The organism is Mesorhizobium sp. WSM4312, assembly GCF_002294875.1.
Classification (GTDB): domain Bacteria; phylum Pseudomonadota; class Alphaproteobacteria; order Rhizobiales; family Rhizobiaceae; genus Mesorhizobium.
Window position 1 is genome coordinate 56,007 of record NZ_NSFU01000024.1, and the last position, 25,338, is coordinate 81,344.

The following is a 25,338-nucleotide window of genomic DNA, read 5'->3' on the forward strand; positions in this document are numbered from 1 at the left end:
CGACAGATGCGAGCTTGGGCGGCGCCGAACGCTTCATGGAAGCAAGCGACAAGCTCTCGCGGACCGAGCCCTCTGGCTAAGTGGCAGGTGTTGGAAAACGTCGGCGGCCTCGATGGCTCGAATAAGGCGGCGCGAAAGCTAGTCGTCGCGCACGGCACTAGGTAGCTCGAGGTGACCTCGACGTGCCGGCTTCTAATCTTGCGGCTGATGCTCCCATGCTCAACCTTCTGACAATCGCTACCGACAGCAACCCAATAGCGGCACCGACGATCACGTCGACCAAATGATGTCCGCCTTCCGGCAGTGTGGACACGATCATGACGGCGTTGACTATGAGAGCCGCCACAAAAAGCGGGCGAATGTCACGCAAGGCGTAGACGACCAGAATTCCTAACGCGGTGTGGAACGACGGAAATGTTACGAGCCCCTCCGCATTTGCCACGATTAGGTCGTATGGGGCGCCCGAACGAAGCGACAACAGCGTGGAGTAGTGCCACATGCCGGCCTGCGCAGTTAGGTGGCTGAATAGTTCCGGAGCCGGTTTGTAAAACGCATAGGCGCCGGCTGTTGGAAAGATGGCCATTAAGGGGCCGGTGAAAAGCGACGATACTGCCATTAGGGCGATAAATTCGAACACACGATCCTGTCGTAACCTTATCAGATGAAGGCATAGGACAATCGGCACCTGGGGGCCTAGTGCGTGGTAAGCCCAGAATAGCACAGAACTCCAAACAGCGCTTTTATTGCTCGCGGCGAGGAACCCAAGCCAGTCGAAGCCCAGCTTCGCGTCGAGAGACGCGAGTTGGTCATCCAAGAGCGGCCTCGCTGTTGCGGTCGCAAGATACATGAACACGGATGTTGCAACGGTCAACGGTATGAATGCCACAGCCGCTGACACCAACATAATTGACAACTTCGAAAGATACCTGAGGGTCAGGGCCATTGGCTTGGTGTCGGACCCGACCCGCTTAAGAGCGAATCTTGCAATAGCCCACGCGGTGATCAGGCTGATGGCGATTTGCCCTAGATCGAACCAATTCTTTGTCGAGAAAGCGACGGTCGAGAATGGGATCCAAAAAACGTCAATCAAGCCGAAAAAGCAGATGACGGAGGCGATGACCACAAGGTGATTTCGCGTTCCCCCGTCCATCTCGGTGGATGCAACGTTACTATGCGCGCGGAGCAGAATCATGAGGCAACTCGGCTCTCTTGGACCCCGGAACAACACGGCGGTGCCACCGCCACCTATATATAGATGATACTGAGGGGATAAGCATCGGCGTCGATCGCAGGTAATCATCGTACTCGGGGAAGGTTTGCCGCAGGATGGCCTCCTCATTCCTGGCGCGCCGAAACTGCAACAGAAACTGCAGCGCGCCCAAAGCTACGATCAGCACTGAAAGATGCGAAAGGATCATCCCGAGAACGAATACCGCCTCACAAATGTAAAGCGGATGCCGGACGATGGAGTACGGGCCCGTGGTAACCAGGCGACGAGCTGTTGCCATGAGAGAGAAAGAACGGCCCAGCCAATAAAGACAGAAAATCGCACTGGCCGTGCCGATGAAGACCAAGCAAAGAGCCGCGCCTTGTGCCACCTCACTTTGCAATGCCGGCGTCAGGATCAATGCTAGCAGGATCATAAATGTTCCAGCTACCGAGGTTACTCTGGGCTCAATTCCCCGTGCGGTTCCCTTCGGCGGAAGGCGGGTGATTGTCATCACAAGCTGCAACAAGAGAAACACGGTTGATGTCAGTTGGGTGACGACTGCGAGCGAACTTGCTGAGGTATCCTGACGGAAATAGAGGAGCAAGGGTATCGCGCCGGACGTCGCTAACATCGTCATGACAACGACAATGGCGATACGGCCAAAAAAATCCTCGTTCAACATTTCCCGTCCCCTACCTAAGGAATCATTGAAACATCTCTTCCGCGCCCCGACAAGAAGATGGTTTGCAAAGAGTTAACGGCTCTGCCATCTCAACTTTTGATTAATCTGTCCGGCCTATCATGGCCGCATGCCGAACCTTCTCCCAATGCTTCGCGTCCTGGCCCCGACCTCGATTGCGATTTCAGCTATAGTGGTGATCGCACTCAATCCTCACAGCGCGTCGTTTGCGTTCTGGTTGGCGTTGCCTGTAAATGCAGCAGGATGGCCCGCGCCTCGTACAGCAGAGCGAACTGCCTCGGTTCAATTGAGCCGATCCAGGATCCCCGAACTGGTCGCAATCACCAGAGTTTTGTAGATTTCGAAGGCTATCGTGCAGATAGCGGCCATCGAAATCGGCACCCCAAACGGCACAACCCCCTTGTGATCCAGATACTGAACGTAAAGGCGGAAAGCGCTTTGCGGCAGCATGAACGGAAGTTTTACGACGGCGGCCGTAGCAACGGCAAAAAGCAGCAGCAGAACCGAGAACATTATTAGGTCGTTTCCGCCGATCAGCAGGGGCACGACCGCCATCAGCTTGACGTCGCCGGCCCCGACCTTGCGCAGCGCCCAGAACGGGAAGAGTGCGACAAACAACAGAAGCCCGGCCATGGCGCTCAGCCCCATGTCCCACCACGATCCGGACTGGAGCGACGGCAGCAACAGCGATCCCGCTCCCAGGCAGAGCAGCAGTAGGACATCACGATTAGCTATCTTCTGGGTGGTGAAGTCGAACCACGCAATCCATGCGAGCAGAGGGATGGCGAGCACCTTCAGCAGCAGCGATTCGATGAGCAGCATGCTAGCGCTCGATGTTCTGCACGCTGGACGACAGCAGCTTCAGATTGTTGGCGACCGTCGGATCGTTGGGCGCCAATTCATAGGCCTTGAGGAAATTCGCGCGGGCATCCTGCAGCTTGCCGCGCAGCAGGTAGGAATAACCGACATTGTTGTAATATTCGGGTGACGCGCCAACCAGCTTGAAGGCCCTGCTATAGGCCCGGTCGGCGAGGTCGAAGCGGCGGATGCGATCGCACGAAGCGGCTAAACCCATCCAGGCGCCGCCGTCATTGGGGGCCAGTTGCGTCGCCTTGAAGAATAGCGCGCCGGCGTTGCCGTAATTTTCCGCCCGAAACTGGTTCGTGGCTTCGGCCACGGCCTGGTCCGAGGCGTAGTACTCGACGTTGCCGACTGTCTTCAGCCCGTCGAAGGCATCGCCAAAGGACGTGACGTCGCCTTTCGACGGCTCGTTGGTGCGCACGACACCGTCGGTGCTGTCCGCACCATTCGTTTGGCAACCGGCAAGCGCCATCAAAAGACTGGCCGCGGCTACGGCTGCGAGGCGCATTGGCCCTGTCATTTTATCCCCCAAGAGTCCGCCGACTCCGTTTTGGAACCAAAGCATATAAACATTTAGAAGAAAATGCCCTTCATCCGGATAACGGCTGGCAAAATGATGACCATCATCACCGTTGGGAAGATGCAAAGCCCCAATGGAATCATCATCTTGACCGGTAGAGAATTGGCACGCTCCTCGGCATTCATGATTCTCTGCCCTCGCATTTCGTCGCTGTAGACGCGCAAAGCGTCCGTCAAACTGGTGCCGAGTTCCTCGGATTGCCGGAAGAGCACAGCCAGGGCTCGTGCCTCTTCAAGTCCAACGCGGTCAGACAGTTCGCGCAGCGCTTCGCGCAGCGGTTTGCCGGCGCGCAACTGCAGATTCATGATCGCAAGCTGGATGCCCAGCCATTTGTGGGTGCCGGCCAGTTCGCTACCAACACGCTCGACCGCCGCCTCCAGACTCATGCCGGCGTCGGCACAGGTGATCATCATGTCCATGAAATCGGGAAAGCCGCGACGATAGATCTGCTTTTGCTTACTCTCGAACCTGTCCAACGCGATACTTGGGATGACTATGCAGGCCAACCCGAAAAGCGCGGAGCCAGCAAAAGTAATGACCCCCGGCAGATGAGATGGCAGCAGCTTCGACAGGATTGTATAGGTCAAAACAAAACCTACACAGACCGCAGCCAGGCGAGATAACGTATAGATCAGCGGAGCGCTATGCTGATAGAAACCGGCGCGAAATAGTTTTGCCTCAAGCGCGCTTGGCTCATTCCTCTCCTTCTCCATGGTTCGAAAATATGCCTCGACGGGACGCTGCGCCGATATCTTGGCAAGCTGCTCCTGCCCCAGGATCGACCGGCGGTCGGTCCTACCTTCGGCGACCAGGCTTTGCGCGACCAACCTTCGCGTCTGCAGCGCTGGCAAGAAGACGATGGCTCCGAACAGGAAGAGCGCCACTGCGGCCACAAAGACAGTGATGGAGAGCAGAAGGCTCAGGCTATCCGCATTTGTAAACAGGTTTATGGCGAGCCTCCCATCAAAAATCAAAATTGACCATGCGATACATGATGAAGTCCCCCACCAAGGCCCACAAACCGAAGGTGAAAAATACTGGGACAATCAATGGACTATCCCACACACCGCCATAGTAACTCGGGGCCACGACCATAAGGATACCAAACATCACAAGTGGAAACAGTGAGATGATCCATGCGGACATTCGTCCCTCGGACGAGAGTGCTTTGATTTTCGAACGAAGTTTCTGCCGCTCGCGAAGCACCGACGAAAGGTTCGAAAGGATCTCGGTCAGATTGCCACCCGTTTTGGCCTGAATGGAAAGCGACACGGACAGCAAATGAAGGCCTTCGAAGCCGACCCGTTGCGACAATTTCCGCGCCGCCTGTTCAATGCTGAGGCCAAAGGTGATTTCGTCGGAAACGATGCCGAATTCGGTTCCGAGCGGATCAGGCATCTCGCGCGCAACGAGGCTGATCGCAACGGTAGCCGGATGTCCGGCCCGCAACGAACGGACAATCATGTCGAGGGCGTCTGGCAATTGCTTGGCAAATTTCTGAATTCGCTTGCTTCGGGCACGGCGGAGAACGAGAAGCGGCAGCACAAATCCGATCGCCACAAAAATCAGGACGGAGGAAAAAGCGGAAAAGCGCAGAACAAGAAACAACAGCAGCGCCAATGCAAGACCAGCCACGATAAACATCGCAGCGAAAGACAGTGGGTTTCCGGTAATGCCTGACTGTGTGTAGAGTCTGTTCAATCCAACCAGACGAAACAGAAAATCACCCGCATCGGTTAGCCCGCGTTCACGCAGCAGGCCTTGCAACGCCTGCTCGGCCGGAACCTCATCCGCCAATCGCCGTAGCCGGTGATTAATGACATTAACGCGCGACCGGCGCTTGGCAAAGGAAAGATAGAGAGCTTCGCCAGCGAGAATGACCGAAGCTGCCGCGAGCATATAGATGAAATAAAGCAGTGACTGGCCGGTCAACATCAGAGCGCAACCTGCGGATTGAAAGCATCCTTGGCAAAGTGGTGGCCGAGGGTCGCCGCTTCCTGGGCAAAGCGCGGACGGACCCCGGTAGCGCGAAATTCGCCGACGATCTTGCCTTCGGCGGTGACATCGCGCCGTACAAAATGGTAGATTTCCTGAAGCTGGACGACGTTGCCTTCCATGCCGGTGATTTCCGATATGGAGGTGACGCGCCTGCCGCCATCCGAAAGACGCTGCGTCTGCACAATGATGTCGAGGGCGGATGCAATCTGCGCCCGGATGGAATCGTTGCTCATTGGCATGCCAGCCATACCGACCATCTGTTCGAGCCTCGATATGGCGTCGCGCGGCGTGTTGGCGTGGATGGTGGTCATCGAGCCTTCATGGCCGGTGTTCATCGCCTGCAGCATGTCGAAGGCTTCCTCGCCGCGCACCTCGCCGACGATGATGCGGTCAGGCCGCATGCGTAGTGCGTTCTTCAGCAACTCGCGCTGGCGAACCTCGCCCTTGCCCTCGACATTGGGTGGGCGCGTCTCCAGACGCCCGACATGCGGTTGCTGCAGTTGAAGCTCCGCCGCGTCCTCGATGGTGATCAGGCGCTCCCTCGACGGGATGTAGCTCGACAGCGCGTTGAGCAAGGTCGTCTTGCCGCTGCCGGTGCCGCCAGAAACCAGGATCGATTTGCGCGCCTGCACAGCGATGCGCAGCAGATCAACCATCGGCGGGCGGATGGAATTGAATGCGATCAAGCGATCAAGCGAAAAGGGGTTTTTGGAGAATTTGCGGATCGAGACCAGCGGCCCGTCCACCGAGATCGGCCGGACAGCTATATTGACGCGTGAGCCGTCCGCCAGACGGGCATCGACCATCGGCGCCGATTCGTCGACGCGCCTCCCGATCGCCGAGACGATCTTGTTGATGACGCGTAGGAGATGGGCCTCGTCGCGGAAGCGGATCGCGGTTTCCTCGATCACACCATATCGCTCGATGAAGACGCGCTTGTGGGTATTGATCAGAATGTCGGCGATCGAGTCATCCTTGAGCAACGGCTCGATAGGCCCCAGGCCCAGCATTTCGTCAGCAGTGTCACTGGTCAATTGATCGAGTTCGCGGGCGTTCAGCGGTACACTGCGGCCGCGCACGAACTCGCGCACGATGGGGCGGATTTCGTTCAGGATTTCGTCCTTCGACGAAGTTTCGAGCGACGCAAGGTTGAACCGATCAATCAGATGTCGATGCAGATCGACTTTCAGCGCCAGGAACTCGTCGCCATGTTGTTCGAGATCGGCGACAGGCGGGGGTCCGTTGACAGCGGGAAGGGTCGCAATCGACTCAACCCTTGGCTCGATTCGCGCCTCGCCACCTTTGATGAACCGCCCCAGCATAATCCCTTATACCCCCACTAGCGCACATTAGCGGAAACTAAACGTTAACCAAGCGACGCACAAGCGCCGAGGTGCGTCACGATCGGCCAATACTTTCAACATAGTTAAGAAACGGCGCTGGGGAATATCGTTTTTGTTTCCGGCCCCCGCGCCGTCAAACATGAGTGGAGCAGCAAGGTTCGGGGGCCAGAGTCCCTAGCGGGCTCTAACACCAACACCCATCCCATAATCGGCTATAACCCCTTAGATATAAAGGAATATGCCATATTGCTAAAATAGAGATACCTCAATTAGCCAGGCGACATAATTGTGAACGAATGGTTAAGAACGCTTGAAAAATTAGACGAATCAAGCTCTTGCTGAAATTCAAAGCCGCGCTGAACACCAGAGTTGATGTATTGGAAAGTTAAGGAACCATTAATCCCGTTTGACTCCGCAATTTCTCGAGACCTAGGATCGAGATGACGGGGGATGCTTGGGTATGGGGTTCATCCTTGGCTCTGTCTCGTCGGGTTCAAACCTCCAAAGGGAGAAATTGACATGAAGAAGCTCATGACGATGACCCGGCAGTTCCGCGACGACGAAAACGGCGCTGCCATGGTCGAATACTCGATCCTGATTGGTATCATCACGGCGGCGGTGATTGGTTTCATTGTCGTGGTGGGTGGCTATGTCACTACCGCCTGGAGCACGCTGTGCACCAACCTCGGCACCGCTGTTACGTGCCCAGCGGCAGGCTGATCTGAGTCGGATATGGCCGGGCACAGGAATCCTGGGCCTGGCCGTTTCCTAATATTTCCTAGACGGAACGCTCGCAGAGGCAATGCTGCGAAGAGGTGGGGCTAATGCGTGCTAACACCCTCATTATGATCGTTCTCGCCGGCGTGTTCGGTATCCTGGCTGTGGTTCTGGTCAACATCTGGCTAGCTGGCCAGCGCAGCGCTATGGCTGACACAAGCGGTGTCCCGCGCGATACGGTTGTGGTTGCTGCTGTCGCGCTGAAATTCGGCGACGCGCTGAGTGCAGACAAGCTGCGTGAAATCGCATGGCCGGCGGGCGCGGTTCCGGCCGGTGCCTTCAAGACAACCAAGGAAGCCCTGGCTGGCGACGGCGCAAGGCAAGCGCTTCAGGCGATCAGCGCCAACGAGCCTATCCTCGCCAGCAAGATCACCGGCCCCGGCCAGCGTGCCACGCTCTCGGCAGTGCTTGGCCAGGGCATGAAAGCCGTTTCCATCAGGGTCAATGACGTGCTTGGCGTCGCCGGCTTCGTCTTCCCAGGCGACCGCGTCGACGTCCTTCTTACGCGAACCGTGCGCGACAGTGACGGTGCGGACAAGAGCTTTGTCGATGTGCTGCTGCAAAGCATGAAGGTCCTCGCCGTCGATCAGGTAGCGGACGAGAGCAAGGACAGCCCGACAGTCGTCAAATCGGTAACGCTCGAGGCCAGCACCAAGGACGCGCAGAAGCTGACCCTCGCCGCCGGAGCCGGCCAATTGTCGCTGGCGCTTCGCCAGGCCGCGGCCAGCAAGGGCGAGACGACCGAACGTGTGACGCTCTCTGATCTGACCGGCGATACGCCTGACGATGTCGCCAAAAGACAGGCCGAGCTCGACAAGAAGGCAGCGGCGGAAGCCGCGGCCGCCGAGGAGCGCAAGCGCGCGGATGACAAGATTGCTGGGCTGACCCAGGCTGTTGAGAAAGTGGGAAGTCGCCTTGACGAGTTGGGTAAGGTCAAGCCGGCTCCAGCCGTGGCATCGGCGCCGGAAGTGCGCGAGGTCGTCAAGGAAGTGGTCAAGTTTGTGCAGCCGGAACCGCCGAAGAATGTGTCTGTGGGCGTTTTCAGAGGTGTGAAGCTTGAGACGTATGACGTGCCGCGACAACCATGATAAGATGCGGCCAATGAGGTGGGGCTGCCAGCGGTAGCAGCAGTGGGGAGACGGGGATGCAGGGGTTTTGCGTAAGGTTGGCTGCGGCCGCGTTGTCCTGTCTGGCAGTGGTAACGCTATCGAACCATTCGGCCGAGGCAGCCGACCGCTTCGTCGACGTATCGAATCCCGGCGTCCATAAGATCTTCCTGCCGATGTCGCAGTCGGTGACCATCCAGGTGAATGCCAATCTGGGCGATATCGTCGTTGGCGACGAGAAGATCGCCGATGCCCAGCCGATGACCGACCGTACGCTCTATGTCATCGGCAAGGGGGCCGGCACCACAACAGTCAATCTGTTCTCACCTGAAAAGCGCTCGCTCGGCGTCATCCAGATCGAGGTCGGTGTCGACGTCAGCGACATGGCGCAGGCGATCCGCCAGGTGGCGCCAAGGTCGCGTATCGAAATCGGCTCGGTCAACGGCAGGGTCAGGCTTGGCGGCCATGTCAAGGACGGCGCAACGCTGGCGGCCATCATGCAAGTGGCTCAGCAATATGGTCCTGACGCTATCATCAACTCGGTCACCGTCGACGACAGCCAGCAGGTCAATCTCGAGGTTCGCGTCCTGGAAGCCAAGCGCAATGCCGGCCGCGATCTCGGCGTGTCGATCCGAAGCACCAACAGCCGCGGCACAACCCGCCTTGGAACGGGCACAGCTGCCGTGGACAGTGACAAAGTAGTGCTCGGGCCGGGAGACCTGGTCGCCGGCGTCCTGTCAGGGACCAATCCATTCGCAGCACTTATCACCCGCGTCATTGATAGCAACATTAAGGTCGACCTGATTATCCAAGCACTCGAAAGCAAGGGCGTTGTCCGCACGCTCGCCAATCCTAATCTCACCACGCTTTCCGGTGAGCCGGCCAGCTTCAACGCCGGTGGCCAGGTCCCCATCCGCAGTGTCGACAAGAATGGCGAGGTCCAGATCGAATACAAACAATTCGGCGTCAACCTTCTGTTCACGCCGGTCGTGCTTGACGACGACAAGATCCACATCCAGCTGGCGCCGGAGGTCAGCGACCTGACCGGCTTCACCACCGCCGGTGATCCGATCTTCACCAACCGCAAGCTGTCGACCGTCGTCGAATTGCGCGACGGCCAGAGCTTCGCGGTCGGCGGGCTTCTGTCGAGCAAGACCACCAAGCTGCAGGACCAGGTGCCGTGGCTCGGCCAGGTGCCGGTCATCGGGACTCTGTTCCGCAATTCGAGCAACCAGAAAGAAGAGACCGAACTGGTCGTCATCGTCACGCCGCACCTTGTGCGCCCGGTGAAGCCCGGCGAGCAACTGGAGACGCCGTTCGACAAGACACGGCCCGCGAACGATCCGGAATTCTTCGTGCTCGGCCAGCTGGAGGTGAACAAGGACATGATCCGCAAATATGAGACGGGCGACGGCGTCACCGGCCCCTATGGCCACATGCTCAACTTCAAATCGAAGGACAAGATGCTCTATGTCAAGAAATAGCGCCTTGATCCTCATCCTGTGCACCGGCCTGCTGACGGGCTGTGCCGCGGACTATCTGAACCACTACGACACGGTGACGCTGGCGGCCGGCGATACGCAGAAGCACAATTCGCTGCTGCAGACGGTCGACCCGCTCAATCCGGCGTCCAGGAACACGCATATCGAAGGCGACGGTGCGCGCGCTGCCGCCGTTGCCCAAGCCTACAAATATCCGCCGCCGCCACCGCCGCCGCCGGCGATTACGGTCAATGTCGGTGGATCGGGTGTGACGACGACACAGCAGTGAACTGAACGGAAGGATGCGGAGGGGCGCCGGGCATGCGAGGCCCTGGCGCAGGAAAGCAGAGAGTAAGGTCATGTTGGGGACCATTCGTGCCTTCTGGAACGATCAACGCGGCATAGCGATGATCTTGGTGGCCATCATGCTGCCCGTGCTGATCGGCTTCGCGCTACTGGCGATCGACATGAGCCGGGCCAACGGACTGCATAACGACATGCAGAAGGGCGCCGACGCCTATGCGCTTGCCATGGCGGCAGAGCTGGACGGCAACCCCGATGCGATCACTCGAGCCAATCGGGTACGTGACAGTCTCCTCGCCAACGTCAACGCCAACACGACAAAATTCTCCACCTCGGGCAATCACCAACTTGTCCCGGCTGACCTGACCGTAACATACCTGAGCGGGATACCCGCTGACGACGGTATCGCGCTCAGCGCTGCGGGCGTTGACGCCAATGGCCAAAATTGGAGCACCACCGACCCCAAAGTGGCGAAATTTGTCGAAGTGACGGTGAAACCAACGGCTTTCGCTGCGATCTTTCCGGCAAGCTTTCTTGGCGGCAGCAATGGCTTCAACGTGCAGACGCAAGCTGTGGCAGGTTTCACCAACGCGCTGTGCCAGTTCACGCCGATGTTCATTTGCAATCCCTACGCCAATATCGGCGCGCTGCAGACGGCGCTGTCGGGTACCAAGAAGCCGATGATCTGGCTCAAGGAGCAACAAGGCGGCGCCAGTGCCCAATACGGCCCAGGCAATTACGGATTTCTGTCGTCGCCGGAGGGAGACAAGAATACGGCCGCGATTACCGAAATGTTCGCCGTTACGAATCCGCCCGCCTGCTATAGCCAGAACGGAGTAACGACACGCCCAGGCAACATTCCTCCCGTGGATGCCGGCATCAATACTCGCTTCGACATTTACGACAATGGCGGCCCGTACAAAACCGATCCCTCGATCAATCCGCCGGCGCCGAATGTTCGAAAGGGCATGGTTGTTTCAAACGCAGGCAAGAGTAATTGCAGTTACAGCGCACCCAACAGCGGACAGGCAAAAAACTATAAGGCACTGCCCAGGGACAATTGCTTTACCTCTGGAACTTGTGCGCAGGCTGGGGTACTCGGCGACGGCAACTGGGATTTCTCCGGATACTGGACCGTCAACCATGGTAATGCGAGCACTTCCGGGGTGCTGACGGCCTGCGGCGCAAGCCCCAGCCGGTATTGTGTCTACAAGTATGAAATCAGCAATCCGGCCTTGAAGAGCGGCCAGGAGGTGACGGCGCCGCAGTGCAATACGACCACGCAAGGGGCAGACAGGCGGCTGCTCTACGTCGCGATCATCGACTGCACGGCCAACTCGGTCCAGGGCGGCGGACAGACCTTGCCGGTGCAGGCCTTTGGCAGCGTGTTCATCACCGAGCCGGCAGGCGGGGCACCTGATGCAGACATCTATGGTGAGATGCAGGATATCAGCACGGTCGTCGGTCAGAACACGCTGAAAAAACTTCAGCGCAACGAAGCCCAACTGTACCGGTAGCCCCATGTTCACCACACTCAGACAATTCATCCGGCGGTTCCAAGGCGACGAACAAGGCGCCGCCATGGTTGAAATGGCGCTCGTAACTCCGTTCGTGCTGCTGCTGTCGGCGGGCGTGTTCGAATTCTCCAACATACTAAACACGCGCCTGCTGCTCGAAGCCGGCGTCGAGGATGGAGCGCGTTACATGGCGCGCTGCAACGACAGCACCTGGGCCAATTGCGTTTTGAATGGAACGAACCTTGCGGTGAGTGGCTCGATTACGGGCGGCAGCGCAAGGGTTCCCAACTGGACGACGCCGCAGGTGGCGGTCAATGTGAGCCATACGCTTGCTGTGGACGCCGCCACCGGAACAGAGCTTTATCTCAGCAGCGGCGCCAATGTGGATGTCGTCACGGTCAGCACGTCAGTACCCTACAATGGTATCGGGCTCTGGGGTTATCTGGGTTTCGGGACCCTCAACATAACGGCATCGCATCAGGAGCGCGTCTTCGGATGGTGATGGCACGCGTTGGGTTTAGCTCGGACCAGTCCGGCGCGACGATGGTCGAAACGACAATCGTCATGCCGTTGCTGCTGATCCTTCTGCTTGGTTTCGTCGACTTCGGGTATGCCTTCTACCAGTGGAACGCCGCCAACAAGGCGGTGCAGATGGGCGCCAGGCTGGCGCAGATTTCAACACCGGTCGCCAGTGGTCTTACCCTGGAGGCTAAGACACCTAGTGACGCGACGCTGGTTGGAACCGCCGTGCCGGCCAATACATACAACTATATATGCACGGCCACCACCGCCGGTGTGGTGTCATGTGTTTGTGGAACCGGGAGCACATGCCAGAGCCTTACGGCGAGCCAAGCTTCCTTCGATTTCATCTACACAGGCAGCGTCGGGCGCGCCGGAATGCAGAAATTCCTACCTAACCTGAAGAAATCCGAGGTTAGGATACAATATCAGGCGTCCGGCCTTGGCTACTGGACACGCCCGAATGGCCCGGTGCCGACCATCACGGTCAGCATCGTAGGGCATCCCTTCCAATTCTTTTTCCTGGGCGGACTGCTCGGGTTCGGAAACATCACCATGCCCTCCATGCTGAGCACGGTCACGGGCGAAGATCTGAAGAGCACCTTTCCATGAACGCCATCAACACCAAGGTTACTCCGACCAAGCGAAAGCAGGTGGCGCTGTTCTCGTCGGATCCGAATTTCAAGCGCGACGTGGCGACGCGGCTCGATGCGCTGGCGATCTATGACGTCAGGGTTTCCGAGACGGATGATTTTCTCAAAGGTCCGCCGGCCGATACGCGTCCCGGCATCGTCATCCTCGATCTCGGCGGTGGCGAACTGCTCGGCAGGCCCGGCATCGTCGAGGCGCGCGCGCTGTGGGCGACGGTGCCGCTGATCGCGGTTTCCGATGAGCTGCCGTCGGAACAGACGCGCGTGCTGGTGCGCATGAACGCCTCGGACTGGCTGCACAAGCCGCTCGACGGCAAGGAACTGCTCAATGCGGTGACCTTCCATGATACCGGCAACCAGGGCACCAAAAGCCGGATCATCACCTTCATCAGCGCCAGCGGCGGCGCCGGCGCCACGACGCTGGCGCTTTCGGCGGCCGAATTCCTCGCCTCGAAATCGACTGAGCGCGCGGCCTCGACCTGCCTGGTCGATCTCGACTTCCAGAGCGCCAATTGCGGCGCCTATCTCAATCTGTTCAACCAGTTCGATCTGGCGGGCATTATCAATCAGCCGGAAAGGCTCGATGTCGAGCTGATGGATGTCATCAAGCTCACGCGCCCCTCCGGTCTCACCCTTTATGCGTTCGAGAGGCCGCAACTGCCCTTCGAGCCGCACGGCAGCGATTTCGTCTTCCGGCTCCTGGACCTCGTCGCCTACCGCTTCGACGACATCGTCATCGACCTGCCCAATATCGAAACGCCCTGGCACAATTCGGTGCTGTCGACCAGCGACGAGATCTTCATCGTCTTCGAACTCAACGTCGCTTCGCTGCGGCAAGGCAAGCGGCTCTACAAGAAGATCCGCGAACTGCGCGGCAATGCGGTCAGCATCACCCTCGTCGCCAACAAGCACAAGCGCAAATGGTTCGGGAACCATTTTTCGCGCAGCGAGCTCGAGAAGATATTCAAGGCGCCGCACATCAAATCGGTCGCGCTGGACAACGCTCTTCTGACCGATGCCTTGAACCGGGCGATCCTGCCTTCCGAAGTGGATGGCCGGGCGCGCTTCAACAAGGATCTGAAGAAGATGTTCAAAGAGCGGCTCGATGACGCTGCCCGGTAGAGATGGCCTCGTCGCCAGGCTGGCCGGCACCTGCGTGCTCGGCCTGGTGCTGGCGATGTCCGCCCAGGGCTTCGCCGAGGCGCGGTCGGGGCTTTCGGATCGGCCGCCGCTGCCGGCGATGGGGCCCAGCCTGCGCAAGGCGGTTGCCTTCGCGACCACCGAACAGCCGGGAACGATCATCATCCGCAAGAGCGAGAAGGCGCTTTACCTGGTGACCCGCCAGGGCCAGGCATTGCGTTACCAGATCAGCGTCGGGCGTGACGGATTTGGCTGGACCGGGGTGGTGAAGGTCGGCGCCAAGACGGAATGGCCGCAGTGGCGCCCGCCCCGGGAAATGCGCGCCCGCCAACCGGAACTGCCGGAGCTGGTGCCGTCGGGTCCCTATAACCCCTTGGGCGCGCGGGCGCTGTATCTGCTGCGGGACGGACGCGATACGCTCTATCGCATCCATGGCACCAACGATCCCTCGGGCGTGGGATTCGATGGCACGTCGGGCTGCTTTCGCCTTACCAACACGGATGTGATCGATCTTTTCAAGCGCGTGCCAGTTGGCACCAAGGTGGTGGTTCAATGACGACGATCAGCGACCCGCATGTACCGACTGTCTCGGCCGAGCCGGTTGAACCGCAACTGCTCGGCAGGGATGCGAGCCGGTCGCGGCTGGCGGTCGTCGTCGGCGTTGGATTGACCCTGTTTGCCGTACTGAACGCAACCGCCGCCATCTACCTCTATCGCGGCATCAGCGACCTGCGCACCGTGGAGGGACGTCTCGAGGAGCTCGGCGCGTTCGAGCAGCGGATCTTCGCCCGGCTCGATACGGTCAACAACGGTTTTCAGAGCCGGTTCGAAAAGCTGGACAGCCAATTGCAGGGCAATTTCAACGAAATCAACGGCAGCATAGCCCGGTTGCAACAAAACCCGCCCTCGGCGCGCGACGCTGACGTCTCGGGCGCACCGGAGCCCGTCGTCACGACGAGTACCGTGGCGGAAGCTTCTCCGGACACCGAAGTCGCGGCGGAACCTGCAATTGCCGATACGCCGCGGCCACCCAAGAGAAGGGTTGCCGCCGCGCCCCCTGGCCCGAACCCCGCCTACCAGCGAACGGAAACGCCGGACGGCAAGGTCTATTATCGCAAGATCAATTGAGGCGTATCGGGTTCCGGTGAAGCCGGACGGAGCCGAGCCTCATGCGGTTGCCGACGTCCGGACGTTTTCGAAACGCCCCATGCCAGACTAAAGATCCCGTCCCAAAGTCATGAGACGCAGGGCCAGAGCCTCACCGCGCAGTCGCGTCTCGCGAAGGAACGCGACGTGACAGTACGCGCAGGCCGCGAAGCCCAGAACGAGCACCAGGCTGTTCTGCCAGGTAAAATCGATCTTCAGGGCGAATTGGAGGCCGTTGGACATCGGAAATGCCGCGACCGTGCTCGCCGTCTCCGAATGACTGCTGGACGCGATCATCAGTCCGGCAAAGAGCAAGGCGACGTGGTTGGCCAGGAAGAAGGCGGCCGCCGGTCTCACACGGCAAGCGCTCCAGAACACCAGTGCCGCGGCAACCAGGATGACGGCATCCAGGGCCATCGAACCGTAGAGATACGGGTCGATCTGTTGCCAGAACATCGCCGACAAGGGGCGCAGTTCAAGCCAGATCCTCCACATGGCGGGGCTGGCGGGATAGCTCCCGAGCAGCATGGTCGCCATTCGCTCGCAGGCCAAAACCACCAGGATGAAAGCCGGAAAAGCGAAGAGTAGTATCGGCCTGCGCTTCATTTTAACCTCTACAATCTGGCATCAGCATAGATTGCAGAGATTGAGCGAGGCTTAACGCGAGGGCGCCACTATGGCCGTGCTTGGCAGTTCATTCGGGCAGCCCTCAATTCAGTGTCGGCCGTTCATGCCGTGGTCGCATGATCTTGGCCGAACGCCGCCAAATTTCCGCGGCTGCCTTCCGGCCCATGCAGGCTTCATACGATTCTGCCGGCATCGAGCCGTATGTGCGCCTGGACTTTTCCACAAAAGGCGGCGATTGGCTGAAGCCGCAGCCAACCCATTTTTGTGCCATTTTTGCTACATTTCCCAACCTTATGGCTCAGATGAGCGATTCAGGCTCCCCTATATTAATAATAACTCACATATTTTCTTGAAATTGTTGGATAGTCGCCTGAGACAAGGTCAGGCTTGGATCAGCGCCCGCAAAAGGGCGCAGGGGAAATGTTGGGGCGGGTTAAAATGAATACGAGAAGCATCTCGACTGTGAGCAAGCGCCTTGGTCTTTTGATGGCGGCTACGATGCTGACCTGCGCAAGTGCGAGTGCGCTTACGCTCAAGGAAGCGATGGCGGTCGCTGTCGAATCCAATCCCGAAATCGGCCAAGCCATAGAAAATCGCGAAGCAATCGAGTTCGAGCTGCGTCAGGCCAAGGGCCTCTATCTTCCCAGCGTCGACGTGGAAGCGTCGGCCGGGGCTCGCCGTCTCGACAATTCCTCCCGGCGCGCGCTCTCGATAGAGCATGACGCACTTTATCCGGCGGAAACCGATCTGACGGTTTCGCAGACGCTCTACGACAGCGGCGCAAGGCGGGCCGAATTGAACCGCCAGGCCTCGCGCGTCGACGGCGCGTCGTTTCGTGTGCTGGAGCGGTCTGAATTCATCGGACTCTCGGTTGTCCAGGACTACCTCGAATACATGCTTCAGGCTTCGATCGTGGCAGAGGCAAAGAAGAACCTGGGCTTCCACCAAGCAATCCTCCACGACATCCAGGAAGGCATTGCTGGCGGCGGGTTGAACGAGGCCGACCGGCAACAGGCCGAAGAGCGCCTGTTCGCGGCCAAGGCCCGCATGCAGGAAGCGTCGGAGGAGCTGGAGGCCTCGAGGATCCGGTTCTTCAAGACCGTCGGGAAGCCGTTGACCAATGCATCGAGGCCGGTCGATGTTTCCGGCGCGCTGCCAAGGTCGCTGGACGATGCGATTGGCCTTGCGCGGGAGAGCAATCCGCGCGTCCATATGGCCAACAGCGATATCGCCGCCGCGGCCTCGCTGGTGGATGCGGCTCGCGCGAAATACGGCCCCTCGGTCGTCGCCGAAGGCGTCGCCCGGGCTGGGTATGACATCGACGGTGACAATGGCGACACATCCGACCTGCAGGCACGCCTGGTGCTGCGGTGGAACCTTTACAGGGGCGGCATCGACAAGGCCAATGAGCAAGAGCAGATCCGCCGCACCAGCGAGCAGCGGCTTGCGCAGCACCAGGTGCTGCGGGAAATCGAAGAAGCCGTTCGTACATCGTGGGATCGCCGCTTCCGGCAAGCCGACCTGGCAAAGACGCTGAAGCTGCAGGCCGCTTCCAACGAGAAGCTGGTCGCGTCCTATCGCGAGCAATTCAAGGTCGGGCAGCGCTCGCTGCTCGATGTGCTGGATGCGCAGAATACGCGTTTCAACACGGCGACACTGGCCGACACAGCATCCTACGCCTCTCTCTTTGCCCAATACCGGCTTCTCGCGGCCACCGGCCAGTTGCTGAAAACGATGGACATCCGCCCGCCAAAACAGGCCGCGGCCTATGCGCGGACCGAGTTCGGCGCACCGGAAACGGCCGACACGGAAACCTATGCGCGCACGCCGTCGGAACAGAAGAACGACCTGCCATTCGATATCCTGGCACCGGTCAGGAAAAAGTAAGCGAATGTAAGGACCGATCGAAAGTCCCTAAGGGCAGATCGTGAACCAGCAACCTAACATCCTCTCCCCGAAGGAGGCGTTCAAGGCCTGCTTCTCGGCCGTTGCCGGGTATCTCGGCAGGCCGAGCGCGCAAACGGTGCTGTTCGCCGGCGTGCCGCTGTCGGACATGCATATCGACATCGAAGCCATCCGGCATATTGCCGAGCGCATCGGCCTCGAAATCACCGAATTCAGCCATCGCGAGTTTCTTCGGGGACGCATCGACCTCCCCGCCATCGTGTTTCGCGTCAGTCAATTGCCGGTTGCCCTGCTGGCCGAAACGGAGGACGGCGCATTCACGACCGCTCCCCAGGAAGACGGCCGCCTAACCATCACGAAATCCGAATTGGCCGCCAGCTACATCAGTGGCGGCGTTTCCTTCTCGATCACATACGCCAACACTGCCGAAGGGATGAATGTCGGTTCGGCGCCGAAGATCGAGCGGCGACATTGGCTGACGGGGACGATGGGTCCGTTCTGGCGCACCTATTCGAAGGTTATCCTGGCGGCAATCTTCATCAACATGCTGGCCATCGCCTCGCCGATCTTCACTATGAACGTCTATGACAGGATCTTGCCGAACAAGGCGATATCGACGCTGTGGGTGCTGTCGATCGGGATCGCCGCGGTGATCCTGTTCGACCTGCTCCTGAAGACCGCCAGAGCGTCCCTCATCGACTATGCCGGGCGCAAGGCGGATCTGCGCATTTCCTATTTGCTGTTCGAGAAAGTGCTGAACTCGTCCCTGTCGGCGCGGCCAGGCTCGACAGGCGAATATGCAAATCGGGTGACACAGTATGAATTCGTGCGCGAATTCTTCACGTCCAACACCATAAGCGTGTTTATCGACACCGCCTTCGTGTTCGTCTTTCTCCTGGTCATCTATGCGATTGGCGGATGGCTGGTCATCATACCGGCGCTGGCCTTCGTGGCTTCCGTGATCGTCGGGCTGATCACGCAACGGCGCATCGGCAAGCGTGTCGCGGCCTCCATGAACGAGGCCTCGCAGCGGCAGGCCCTACTGGTCGAATCCATCTCCACACTGGAGACGATCAAGTCGCTGCGGGCCGAGGCGTATCTGTTGCGAAAATGGGGAGAGCACTCCAAGAACGCGTCCAACACATCCGAGAAGATCAAGCAGCTTTCGGCGGCGGCCGGCAACATAACGCAGGCCATCCAGCAAATGGTCACCGTCGCCCTGATCGTGGCAGGCGCCTACGCCTTCTCGGAAGGACACGTCTCCACCGGAGCCATTATCGGCACCGTGATGCTGGCCGGCCGGGCGGTGTCTCCACTCGGCCAGATCGCCATCACCTTGTCCAGGCTTCGCCAGGCCATGCTCTCCTTGCGCATGGTGAACTCGATCATGGCGCAGCCGGAGGATCGCCCGGATACGGTGGGTTTCGTCAACCGGCCCATTCGCAACGGCGCCATGGTGTTCAGGAATGTCGGGTTTGTCTATCCGGGCTCCGAGAACGAGGTCCTGACCGGTCTGAATTTCTCGGTGAAGCCAGGTGAGCGCATCGGCATCATCGGCCGCATAGGTTCGGGAAAGACAACGATGGGCCGGCTGATCGGCAGGCTCTTCCTGCCGACGTCAGGCGAGCTGCTGCTGGACGGGATCGACATCCGCCAATACCACCCTTCGGAGGTTCGCGCCGCGGTCGGGATCGTCGCGCAGGCCAACGATCTGTTTTCGGGCACCATCAAGGAAAACCTCCTGATGGCATGTCCGGAGGCGACCGATGAGCAGATCGTCGAAGCGGCAAAGGCTGCCGGCGTCGACGATTTCGTCTCCCGTCACCCGCGTGGCTACGACATGAATGTCGGCGAGCGCGGCACCAATCTCTCGGGCGGCCAAAGGCAGACGATGGCGATTGCCCGTCTGTTGCTGACCAGACCGAAAATCGTCTTCCTGGACGAGCCGTCGGGTTCGATGGACCTGGCCTCCGAGCGGCAGCTGATCAAGCAGCTCAAAGTGGCTTTCGACCGGAACACGACGCTGATCATTTCAACGCATCGCTTCAGCATGCTCGAACTGGCCGACCGTCTTATCGTCATCGAGCAAGGCAAGATCGTTGCCGATGGACCAAAGGACCAAGTGATACAGGCGCTGCAGAAAACAAGCACCTGAAAAACAGACTTATTGAACGCATTCAATGCGTTGGGGTTAGGACATGCTTGCAAGGGAAGACCGGCCGCCGCTTTTCGCGTCGGCGTCCTTGTTCATCATAGGGGCACTCTTTGTGTCTTCCGTCGCCTGGGCGTCCTTTGCCGAGGTCGACGAAATCGCGCGCGGCGAAGGCAAGGTCATACCGGCTTCCAAGACCCAGATCATCCAGGCCAGCGAGCCGGGCGTCGTTCAGGAAATTGCCGTGAAGATCGGGCAGATCGTCAAGAAGAACGATCTCATCATCCGCCTCGACAACACGATGAACACGTCCAGCCTCGGCGAGCAACAGGCCAAGGCACGGGCGCTCCAGACGCGCATTGCACGGCTGAAATTCGAGCAGACCGGCAATATCGACGGTCCATTTCCCTGTCCGGCCGAAATCCAGAAGGTCGCGCCGGAAATCTGCGACAACGAGCAGAAGCTGCTCGTTGCGCGCCGTGACAACTTCCAGGTCAAGCTGTCGGTCCTCAAGTCGCGCCTCGATCAGCGCCTGAACGAATTGGACGAAGCCAACGCCAATCTCGATCGCCTCACCAAGAACCTCGAAGTCAGCGACCGGGAAACGGCGCTGGTCGAATCCATGGTCAAGAAGGGGCTGATGGCCAGGACCGAGCAGATCCGCGTCGAGCGGGAGCAGACCGAACTGCATGGGCAGCTGAACCTCGCCGGTGAAACCGTCAAGAAAGCCAAGGCGGCCATCACCGAAGCCCAGCTTCAAGTCAACGAACTCGGCCTGCAGCTGCAACAGGAGGCGCTGAGCGACCTGACCCAGGCGCTGGCCGATCTTTCGGTCGTGGATGAGACCATACGCGGCGCCACCGACAAGGTGGCGCGCACGGACATCCGCTCGCCTGTCGACGGCATCGTCAACACGCTTGACATCAACACGGTCGGCGCCTTCGTGCAGCCCGGCGCGGTCGTGGCCGGGATCGTGCCGACATCCGAGACCCTGCTGGTCGAAGCGCGGGTTTCACCGCGCGATGTTGCCTTCATCCGGCCGGACCAGGACGCGCTGATCAAGATTACCGCTTATGATTTCTCGATCTTCGGCGGCATCGAGGGCAAGGTCTCCAACATCACCGCCGACAGCCTGGTCGACCAGAAGACGGGCGAGCCCTACTATCAGGTGCGCGTCGCAACCGAGAGGTCGACGCTGACACGGGATGGCAAGACCTATTCGATCATCCCTGGCATGATCTGTTCGGTCGATATCAAGACCGGACGCAAGACCATCCTCACCTATCTGCTGAAGCCGATCAACAAGGCACGCGAGGAGGCAATGAGTGAACGATAACATCAGCTCTCCCGCCGCCGATCGCGAGCGGCTACTGCCACCCATGGCGACTGAGGATTTCGAGCTGGAATTCCGGGTTGTGGCGCGTGGCGGCACGCGACGCGGCATTCGTCTGGAGCGGGCATTCTGGACCACGCTGAAGCAGATGGCCGAAAGCCGCAAATGCACGATCGGCATGCTGATCGACGAGATCGCCGAAAGCCATGCCCACACAGGAAACCTGACATCGGCAATCCGGGTGGCCTGCATGCGCGGACTGGCCGACGAAAACCAAACCTTGCGAAGGCTTGCGTCGATCAAGACGATCAACGCCATTCTGGTCGCCTGCCCGTCGCCGGCGTTTGCGCTCTCATCGTCGAAGAGGATCCTGACCTTCAACGCGCCGTTCCAGCAACTGGTCAGGCGTCAATTGCCGGTCGCGCCAAGCGAAGATGCGCGCCACGACCTGAAGCTTGCCCTGGATCTCAACGTCGCTGACATATTCGCGCGGCTCGACGCCAATGGCGAAACCCCGGTCGCCACCGGTTTCGTCATCGGCGCGGGCGACCGCCGCTACCGGGGGCAATTGAATGCGGCGCGAGCGCCGGTGCTCGAACCGGAGTTGCTGATGGCCTTCGTTTTCGGCGGCTAGTGCATATCGCCCGAAAGTGACCCCAGTTCCGGGGAGACGACATGAGAGCGCAGGCGTGCCGAACCGGGTGCTTCGCTTGGCTATGCTATGGCTGCAGGCCCTCGCCAGGTGCGACCGTCGCAAGTCCACCCTTGATATCGGCGACCTGGGCCGCGCCGGGCCTGGTGCCGTGGATCCACGCGCGGTCGGTGCTGAACGAGTACAATGGCACGTAGTCTGGAAGATCGCTGTCGCGCGAGACAACGTTGCTCAGGCTGTCCAGAATGAAGACGCCGCTGCCGGTGCTGACGGACAGCACGGCATGAAAGAAACCGCGCTTGCGATCCTGCAGGACGACGAGCGACATGCTCTGCGCCGGAATGCCGGCACGCAGCAGGGCCGCCATCTTGAGAATGGCGAAATCCTCGCAGTCGCCCGCCCGCCGCTCGAGAATTTCGGAAGGCTTGGCCCAGTAGTCGAGCTTGCCGTAAACCACGCTGTCCTTCTTGTAGGCGATCGCGTGATTTATGCTCGAGTTGACGAAGGACAGCTTGTCGACAAACCGCTTGTCCGAGGCGGCGTTGACGATCGCGGTGAAGATGCTGTTCTTGCCGTCGCACGCAGTGCCCGCGGAACAGTCGACGATTGCCTTGTAGACCGGCGCCCAACGCGCGGAGACCGGAAAATTATGCATGGACAGCGCAACCGATCCGAACACGCCGGGAATGATCGCCGCCGTCTGGATGGGATCGATACCGGCATTGCCTTGCACCGCCGAAGGGCCGGTTTCCTGATCGCTGGCGGCTGGACCGTAGCTGCCGAGAACCATGCCTATGCTGTAGGCCGAGGCCGGCTGCCAAGGCTGCGGCCGCAGCAGCGAAATGCCACCGAGGGCAGGAGGCGTTTCGACGTTCGCCAGCAGCGAATCGACACGATCGGCGCCGGCTGGGAACGTGCTGGCGAGCGATGGATGCGACAGGCCGAAAATGCCGATTGCCAGCAGCAGCGCTTTGAGCCCGGTTGCCCCCAGGGCAGATTTTTCTTTTGTCATAACGCCCACCTTTGACTGTGGACGCTACCAATCTCGTCTCAAATTATTGGAAATGAAGGTGGATAAGTTTTCTGTACTTCATGTCAGTTGTTTTGTGTAAAATTTTATACAAATTTATACTTCTGTTTACCAAGCGACCAAAGCCAGACCCCGCCAAGCGGATTGCACATTGGCCAATGTATATCAGGTTATATGTTTCGAGTTTACCACGCATAAAAAATGCCGAAGCCTGCATACCAGGATATATGAAACGGATTGCGGGACAGTTGCAAAGTAGAAGTGGCCCATGTCTCTTTCCGGGAAATGCCGGAGGGGTTTGGCTATGACCACCAGTAACGATTTGGACACCGTCTCTCATTCCTGGGACGAGCACTCTCAACATAACGGCCTGCCGTCGCAGGCGCAGATGCAGGTCGCGGAGGCCAGCCCGGCGCAAAAGGCCGCCCCGGCCGCCGCTGAACCGGTTCCCGTCGATGTCGGCAACGGCACGCCCGTCAAACCGGAAGCACCCGCGGAGGCCAAGGCCCCGGCGGCAGCCGCGCCGCACGAATATGTGGCCGACGCCAACCATGTGGTGAAGCTTCCGGCCAACGTCTCGATCGACAACATCAAGGTCGACGGCCATAACCTCGTGCTCGAGCAGGCGGACGGTTCGGTGATCGTCATCAAGGACGGCGCCCTCAACGTGCCGACCTTCATCATCGGCGATGTCGAAGTGCCGCGCGTTGCCTTGATCGCGGCGTTGGAAGCAAGTCATGTCGACGTCGCCTTCGGCGCCGACGGATCGATATCGGCAGGCGCTGGCGGTTCACCCTCGAGTGCCGGCGGAGACTTCTCGATTCCGCCCGGCGGTATCGGCGACGGATTCGGTCTCTCGGCGCTATTGCCGCCGACGGATCTGGCGTTCGGTCAGCCGGATCATCGCGAGTTGTTCCCGTCTTTGGTCGACAGGCCGGTTTCGGTGGTGGCCACGTCATTGCTCACCCCGGACCAGGCGGCCAGTGAAACCGGCCTCAACGGCGGCCCGTCACAGTCGCCGGGTAGCAACGCGGCGAGTAGTGCGGAAACCTCCGGGGTCGGATCGATCAGTGTCAACGCGCCGGATGGGGTCGGGTCAATCGTCATCAACGGCGTCGCCGTCACCGCTGCCGGCCAGCAGATTCCAGGCCAGTTCGGCTACATCACGATCCTTTCCTTCGATCCCAACACCGGCCACATCGACTACGATTATACGGTCACCCATTCGGTCACCCATCCCGATCAGACAACCGGATTTGATCCCAGCGACACGGTTCCCGACAATTTCAGCGTCACGGTTACGGATGTTGACGGCGATTCGGCCAGTACCACTTTTGCCGTCGCTATCATCGACGACGTGCCGACGGCGGTTGCCGATACGGACAGCGTTACGGAAGGCGGCACGGTGAACGGCAACGTGATTGCCGGGCTTGGCAGCGACGGCAATCCGGCTGGCGCCGACACTAAGGGCGCCGATGGCGCTTCGGTGAGTGGCGTCACCGGCGCCGGGGCGACGACGGTGGTGGGCGGAGAATTCCATGTCGTTGGCCAGTACGGCACGCTGACGCTGAGCGCGGACGGGACCTACAGCTACGTTGCCAATGCCAACATCAGCAACGCTTCGCCGGTGACGGACACTTTCACCTACACGCTGAAGGACGGCGACGGCGACACCTCGCAGACGACGCTGAATATCACCATCAGCGACGGGGTTGACCCGTCGGTGCTGACGAACGCGATCATCACCGTGGACGAGGCAGGGCTCGGCACCGTCAATGCCACCGGCAGCGCGGCCGCGACCAATGTCGAGGACGGCAGCGGAACGGTATCGTTCCATGCCGGTTCGGACAACATCACCGGGATGGCGTTCACGTCGGTCGCCGGAATCACGGCGGACGTCAACGGGGTTGCCGGCGCCGACATCGTCTGGACGCTCGTCGGCCCGACGCAGATCACCGGTTCGATCAACGGCGTCGATGCCATCCATATCGACCTGGTCGCATCGTCGCTGCCGATCCTGGCGGGCACCGACGGGTTCGCCACAGTCAATGTGACGCTGCTCGACAACTTCCCGCATCCCGACGCGGGTGGGCAGAACGTCATCAACCTGACCGGCATCAATGTGGTCGCCACCGATACGGACGGCAGCCAGGCGAGCGCAACGGTTCAGGTCAATGTCGTCGACGACATACCGGTTGCGGTGAATGACGGTCAGTCCGCGACGGAAGGCGGCGCGGCGATCGTGGCGAACGCGGCCAATGGCGTTCTGGCGAACGACCATGTCGGTGCGGACCAGCCCGGCACGGTG

Annotated in this window: 24 protein-coding genes; 15 read left to right on the forward strand and 9 right to left on the reverse strand. The window is 59.8% G+C overall.

Going from position 1 to position 25,338, the window contains the following annotated elements; genetic code table 11:
• Positions 1 to 157: 157 nt before the first annotated feature.
• From CK228_RS30195 to CK228_RS30225, 7 genes are all read right to left on the reverse strand, one after another.
• Entirely contained in the window at positions 158 to 1,192 is a 1,035-nt protein-coding gene (locus CK228_RS30195) for a phosphatase PAP2 family protein (protein ID WP_179296088.1), read from the reverse strand.
• A complete protein-coding gene (locus CK228_RS30200) occupies positions 1,170 to 1,892 on the reverse strand; it encodes an isoprenylcysteine carboxylmethyltransferase family protein (protein WP_095790186.1) in 723 nt (240 codons plus the stop codon). Before CK228_RS30200 ends, CK228_RS30195 begins: the two co-directional genes overlap by 23 nt.
• 300 nt (positions 1,893 to 2,192) lie before the next feature.
• Positions 2,193 to 2,732 (reverse strand): prepilin peptidase, encoded by a 540-nt coding sequence (locus tag CK228_RS30205; RefSeq protein ID WP_095790187.1) that lies wholly within the window; start codon positions 2,730 to 2,732, stop codon positions 2,193 to 2,195.
• Position 2,733: 1 nt separating this feature from the next.
• Entirely contained in the window at positions 2,734 to 3,291 is a 558-nt protein-coding gene (locus CK228_RS30210) for a tetratricopeptide repeat protein (protein ID WP_179296089.1), read from the reverse strand.
• A 53-nt stretch (positions 3,292 to 3,344) separates the two neighbouring features.
• On the reverse strand, positions 3,345 to 4,295 hold the full coding sequence (locus tag CK228_RS30215) for a type II secretion system F family protein (protein ID WP_095790210.1): 951 nt from the start codon (positions 4,293 to 4,295) through the stop codon (positions 3,345 to 3,347).
• Positions 4,296 to 4,314: 19 nt separating this feature from the next.
• Positions 4,315 to 5,286, reverse strand: a complete 972-nt coding sequence (locus CK228_RS30220; RefSeq protein ID WP_095790189.1) for a type II secretion system F family protein — start codon at positions 5,284 to 5,286, stop codon at positions 4,315 to 4,317.
• A complete protein-coding gene (locus CK228_RS30225; RefSeq protein ID WP_095790190.1) occupies positions 5,286 to 6,671 on the reverse strand; it encodes a CpaF family protein in 1,386 nt (461 codons plus the stop codon). Before CK228_RS30225 ends, CK228_RS30220 begins: the two co-directional genes overlap by 1 nt.
• A gap of 540 nt (positions 6,672 to 7,211) precedes the next feature.
• On the opposite strand from CK228_RS30225, the gene CK228_RS30230 reads away from it, so the two are divergent.
• From CK228_RS30230 to CK228_RS30275, 10 genes are all read left to right on the forward strand, one after another.
• Positions 7,212 to 7,412, forward strand: coding sequence for a Flp family type IVb pilin (locus tag CK228_RS30230; protein WP_095790191.1), 201 nt, complete (start codon positions 7,212 to 7,214; stop codon positions 7,410 to 7,412).
• Positions 7,413 to 7,516: 104 nt separating this feature from the next.
• Positions 7,517 to 8,557 (forward strand): Flp pilus assembly protein CpaB, encoded by a 1,041-nt coding sequence (gene cpaB, locus CK228_RS30235; RefSeq protein ID WP_095790192.1) that lies wholly within the window; start codon positions 7,517 to 7,519, stop codon positions 8,555 to 8,557.
• Between the two features lie 56 nt (positions 8,558 to 8,613).
• Positions 8,614 to 10,059 (forward strand): type II and III secretion system protein family protein, encoded by a 1,446-nt coding sequence (locus CK228_RS30240; protein WP_095790193.1) that lies wholly within the window; start codon positions 8,614 to 8,616, stop codon positions 10,057 to 10,059.
• On the forward strand, positions 10,046 to 10,345 hold the full coding sequence (locus CK228_RS30245) for a hypothetical protein (RefSeq protein ID WP_095790194.1): 300 nt from the start codon (positions 10,046 to 10,048) through the stop codon (positions 10,343 to 10,345). Before CK228_RS30240 ends, CK228_RS30245 begins: the two co-directional genes overlap by 14 nt.
• A gap of 70 nt (positions 10,346 to 10,415) precedes the next feature.
• Positions 10,416 to 11,876, forward strand: a complete 1,461-nt coding sequence (locus CK228_RS30250) for a pilus assembly protein TadG-related protein (RefSeq protein ID WP_179296090.1) — start codon at positions 10,416 to 10,418, stop codon at positions 11,874 to 11,876.
• Positions 11,877 to 11,880: 4 nt separating this feature from the next.
• Entirely contained in the window at positions 11,881 to 12,378 is a 498-nt protein-coding gene (locus tag CK228_RS30255; RefSeq protein ID WP_095790196.1) for a TadE/TadG family type IV pilus assembly protein, read from the forward strand.
• Positions 12,372 to 13,007: a TadE/TadG family type IV pilus assembly protein gene (locus tag CK228_RS30260; RefSeq protein ID WP_245438140.1), complete on the forward strand. Its 636-nt coding sequence runs from the start codon at positions 12,372 to 12,374 to the stop codon at positions 13,005 to 13,007. The genes CK228_RS30255 and CK228_RS30260 overlap by 7 nt, the downstream gene beginning before the upstream one ends.
• Positions 13,004 to 14,167, forward strand: coding sequence for a CpaE family protein (locus tag CK228_RS30265; RefSeq protein WP_095790197.1), 1,164 nt, complete (start codon positions 13,004 to 13,006; stop codon positions 14,165 to 14,167). The genes CK228_RS30260 and CK228_RS30265 overlap by 4 nt, the downstream gene beginning before the upstream one ends.
• The gene (locus CK228_RS30270; RefSeq protein WP_095790198.1) at positions 14,151 to 14,741 is read left to right on the forward strand and encodes a L,D-transpeptidase; all 591 of its coding nucleotides are present in this window, start codon (positions 14,151 to 14,153) and stop codon (positions 14,739 to 14,741) included. The genes CK228_RS30265 and CK228_RS30270 overlap by 17 nt, the downstream gene beginning before the upstream one ends.
• Complete coding sequence (locus tag CK228_RS30275; protein WP_095790199.1) at positions 14,738 to 15,313, forward strand: hypothetical protein; 576 nt, start codon at positions 14,738 to 14,740, stop codon at positions 15,311 to 15,313. The genes CK228_RS30270 and CK228_RS30275 overlap by 4 nt, the downstream gene beginning before the upstream one ends.
• Positions 15,314 to 15,400: 87 nt before the next feature.
• On the opposite strand, the gene CK228_RS30280 is transcribed toward CK228_RS30275, so the two are convergent.
• Positions 15,401 to 15,937 carry a hypothetical protein gene (locus CK228_RS30280; RefSeq protein WP_095790200.1) on the reverse strand — a complete coding sequence of 179 codons (537 nt, stop codon included), beginning with the start codon at positions 15,935 to 15,937 and terminating at the stop codon, positions 15,401 to 15,403.
• A gap of 459 nt (positions 15,938 to 16,396) precedes the next feature.
• Between CK228_RS30280 and CK228_RS30290 the strand changes: the two genes are divergently transcribed.
• The 4 genes from CK228_RS30290 to CK228_RS30305 are packed head-to-tail and all read left to right on the forward strand — an operon-like array spanning position 16,397 to position 21,982.
• Complete coding sequence (locus CK228_RS30290) at positions 16,397 to 17,845, forward strand: TolC family protein (protein ID WP_095790202.1); 1,449 nt, start codon at positions 16,397 to 16,399, stop codon at positions 17,843 to 17,845.
• A gap of 40 nt (positions 17,846 to 17,885) precedes the next feature.
• Positions 17,886 to 20,018: a type I secretion system permease/ATPase gene (locus CK228_RS30295; protein WP_095790203.1), complete on the forward strand. Its 2,133-nt coding sequence runs from the start codon at positions 17,886 to 17,888 to the stop codon at positions 20,016 to 20,018.
• Positions 20,019 to 20,061: 43 nt separating this feature from the next.
• On the forward strand, positions 20,062 to 21,351 hold the full coding sequence (locus CK228_RS30300; RefSeq protein ID WP_095775447.1) for an HlyD family type I secretion periplasmic adaptor subunit: 1,290 nt from the start codon (positions 20,062 to 20,064) through the stop codon (positions 21,349 to 21,351).
• Positions 21,341 to 21,982 carry a ribbon-helix-helix domain-containing protein gene (locus CK228_RS30305; protein ID WP_179296091.1) on the forward strand — a complete coding sequence of 214 codons (642 nt, stop codon included), beginning with the start codon at positions 21,341 to 21,343 and terminating at the stop codon, positions 21,980 to 21,982. The genes CK228_RS30300 and CK228_RS30305 overlap by 11 nt, the downstream gene beginning before the upstream one ends.
• Positions 21,983 to 22,067: 85 nt before the next feature.
• Here the strand turns inward: CK228_RS30305 and CK228_RS30310 are convergent, their stop codons facing one another.
• Positions 22,068 to 23,012: a transglutaminase-like cysteine peptidase gene (locus CK228_RS30310; protein WP_095790205.1), complete on the reverse strand. Its 945-nt coding sequence runs from the start codon at positions 23,010 to 23,012 to the stop codon at positions 22,068 to 22,070.
• A 322-nt stretch (positions 23,013 to 23,334) separates the two neighbouring features.
• Between CK228_RS30310 and CK228_RS30315 the strand changes: the two genes are divergently transcribed.
• Positions 23,335 to 25,338, forward strand: a 2,004-nt coding sequence (locus CK228_RS30315) for an Ig-like domain-containing protein (protein ID WP_210202908.1), incomplete at its 3' end; no start/stop codon positions are given.

Coding starts and splice junctions, on each gene's coding strand:
- CK228_RS30195 (WP_179296088.1), bottom strand. CDS start 1,192: ATGATTCTGCTCCGCGCGCATAGTAACGTTGCATCCACCGAGATGGAC.
- CK228_RS30200 (WP_095790186.1), bottom strand. CDS start 1,892: ATGTTGAACGAGGATTTTTTTGGCCGTATCGCCATTGTCGTTGTCATG.
- CK228_RS30205 (WP_095790187.1), bottom strand. CDS start 2,732: ATGCTGCTCATCGAATCGCTGCTGCTGAAGGTGCTCGCCATCCCTCTG.
- CK228_RS30210 (WP_179296089.1), bottom strand. CDS start 3,291: ATGACAGGGCCAATGCGCCTCGCAGCCGTAGCCGCGGCCAGTCTTTTG.
- CK228_RS30220 (WP_095790189.1), bottom strand. CDS start 5,286: ATGTTGACCGGCCAGTCACTGCTTTATTTCATCTATATGCTCGCGGCA.
- CK228_RS30225 (WP_095790190.1), bottom strand. CDS start 6,671: ATGCTGGGGCGGTTCATCAAAGGTGGCGAGGCGCGAATCGAGCCAAGG.
- CK228_RS30230 (WP_095790191.1), top strand. CDS start 7,212: ATGAAGAAGCTCATGACGATGACCCGGCAGTTCCGCGACGACGAAAAC.
- cpaB (WP_095790192.1), top strand. CDS start 7,517: ATGCGTGCTAACACCCTCATTATGATCGTTCTCGCCGGCGTGTTCGGT.
- CK228_RS30240 (WP_095790193.1), top strand. CDS start 8,614: ATGCAGGGGTTTTGCGTAAGGTTGGCTGCGGCCGCGTTGTCCTGTCTG.
- CK228_RS30245 (WP_095790194.1), top strand. CDS start 10,046: ATGTCAAGAAATAGCGCCTTGATCCTCATCCTGTGCACCGGCCTGCTG.
- CK228_RS30250 (WP_179296090.1), top strand. CDS start 10,416: ATGTTGGGGACCATTCGTGCCTTCTGGAACGATCAACGCGGCATAGCG.
- CK228_RS30255 (WP_095790196.1), top strand. CDS start 11,881: ATGTTCACCACACTCAGACAATTCATCCGGCGGTTCCAAGGCGACGAA.
- CK228_RS30260 (WP_245438140.1), top strand. CDS start 12,372: ATGGTGATGGCACGCGTTGGGTTTAGCTCGGACCAGTCCGGCGCGACG.
- CK228_RS30265 (WP_095790197.1), top strand. CDS start 13,004: ATGAACGCCATCAACACCAAGGTTACTCCGACCAAGCGAAAGCAGGTG.
- CK228_RS30270 (WP_095790198.1), top strand. CDS start 14,151: ATGACGCTGCCCGGTAGAGATGGCCTCGTCGCCAGGCTGGCCGGCACC.
- CK228_RS30275 (WP_095790199.1), top strand. CDS start 14,738: ATGACGACGATCAGCGACCCGCATGTACCGACTGTCTCGGCCGAGCCG.
- CK228_RS30280 (WP_095790200.1), bottom strand. CDS start 15,937: ATGAAGCGCAGGCCGATACTACTCTTCGCTTTTCCGGCTTTCATCCTG.
- CK228_RS30290 (WP_095790202.1), top strand. CDS start 16,397: ATGAATACGAGAAGCATCTCGACTGTGAGCAAGCGCCTTGGTCTTTTG.
- CK228_RS30300 (WP_095775447.1), top strand. CDS start 20,062: ATGCTTGCAAGGGAAGACCGGCCGCCGCTTTTCGCGTCGGCGTCCTTG.
- CK228_RS30310 (WP_095790205.1), bottom strand. CDS start 23,012: ATGACAAAAGAAAAATCTGCCCTGGGGGCAACCGGGCTCAAAGCGCTG.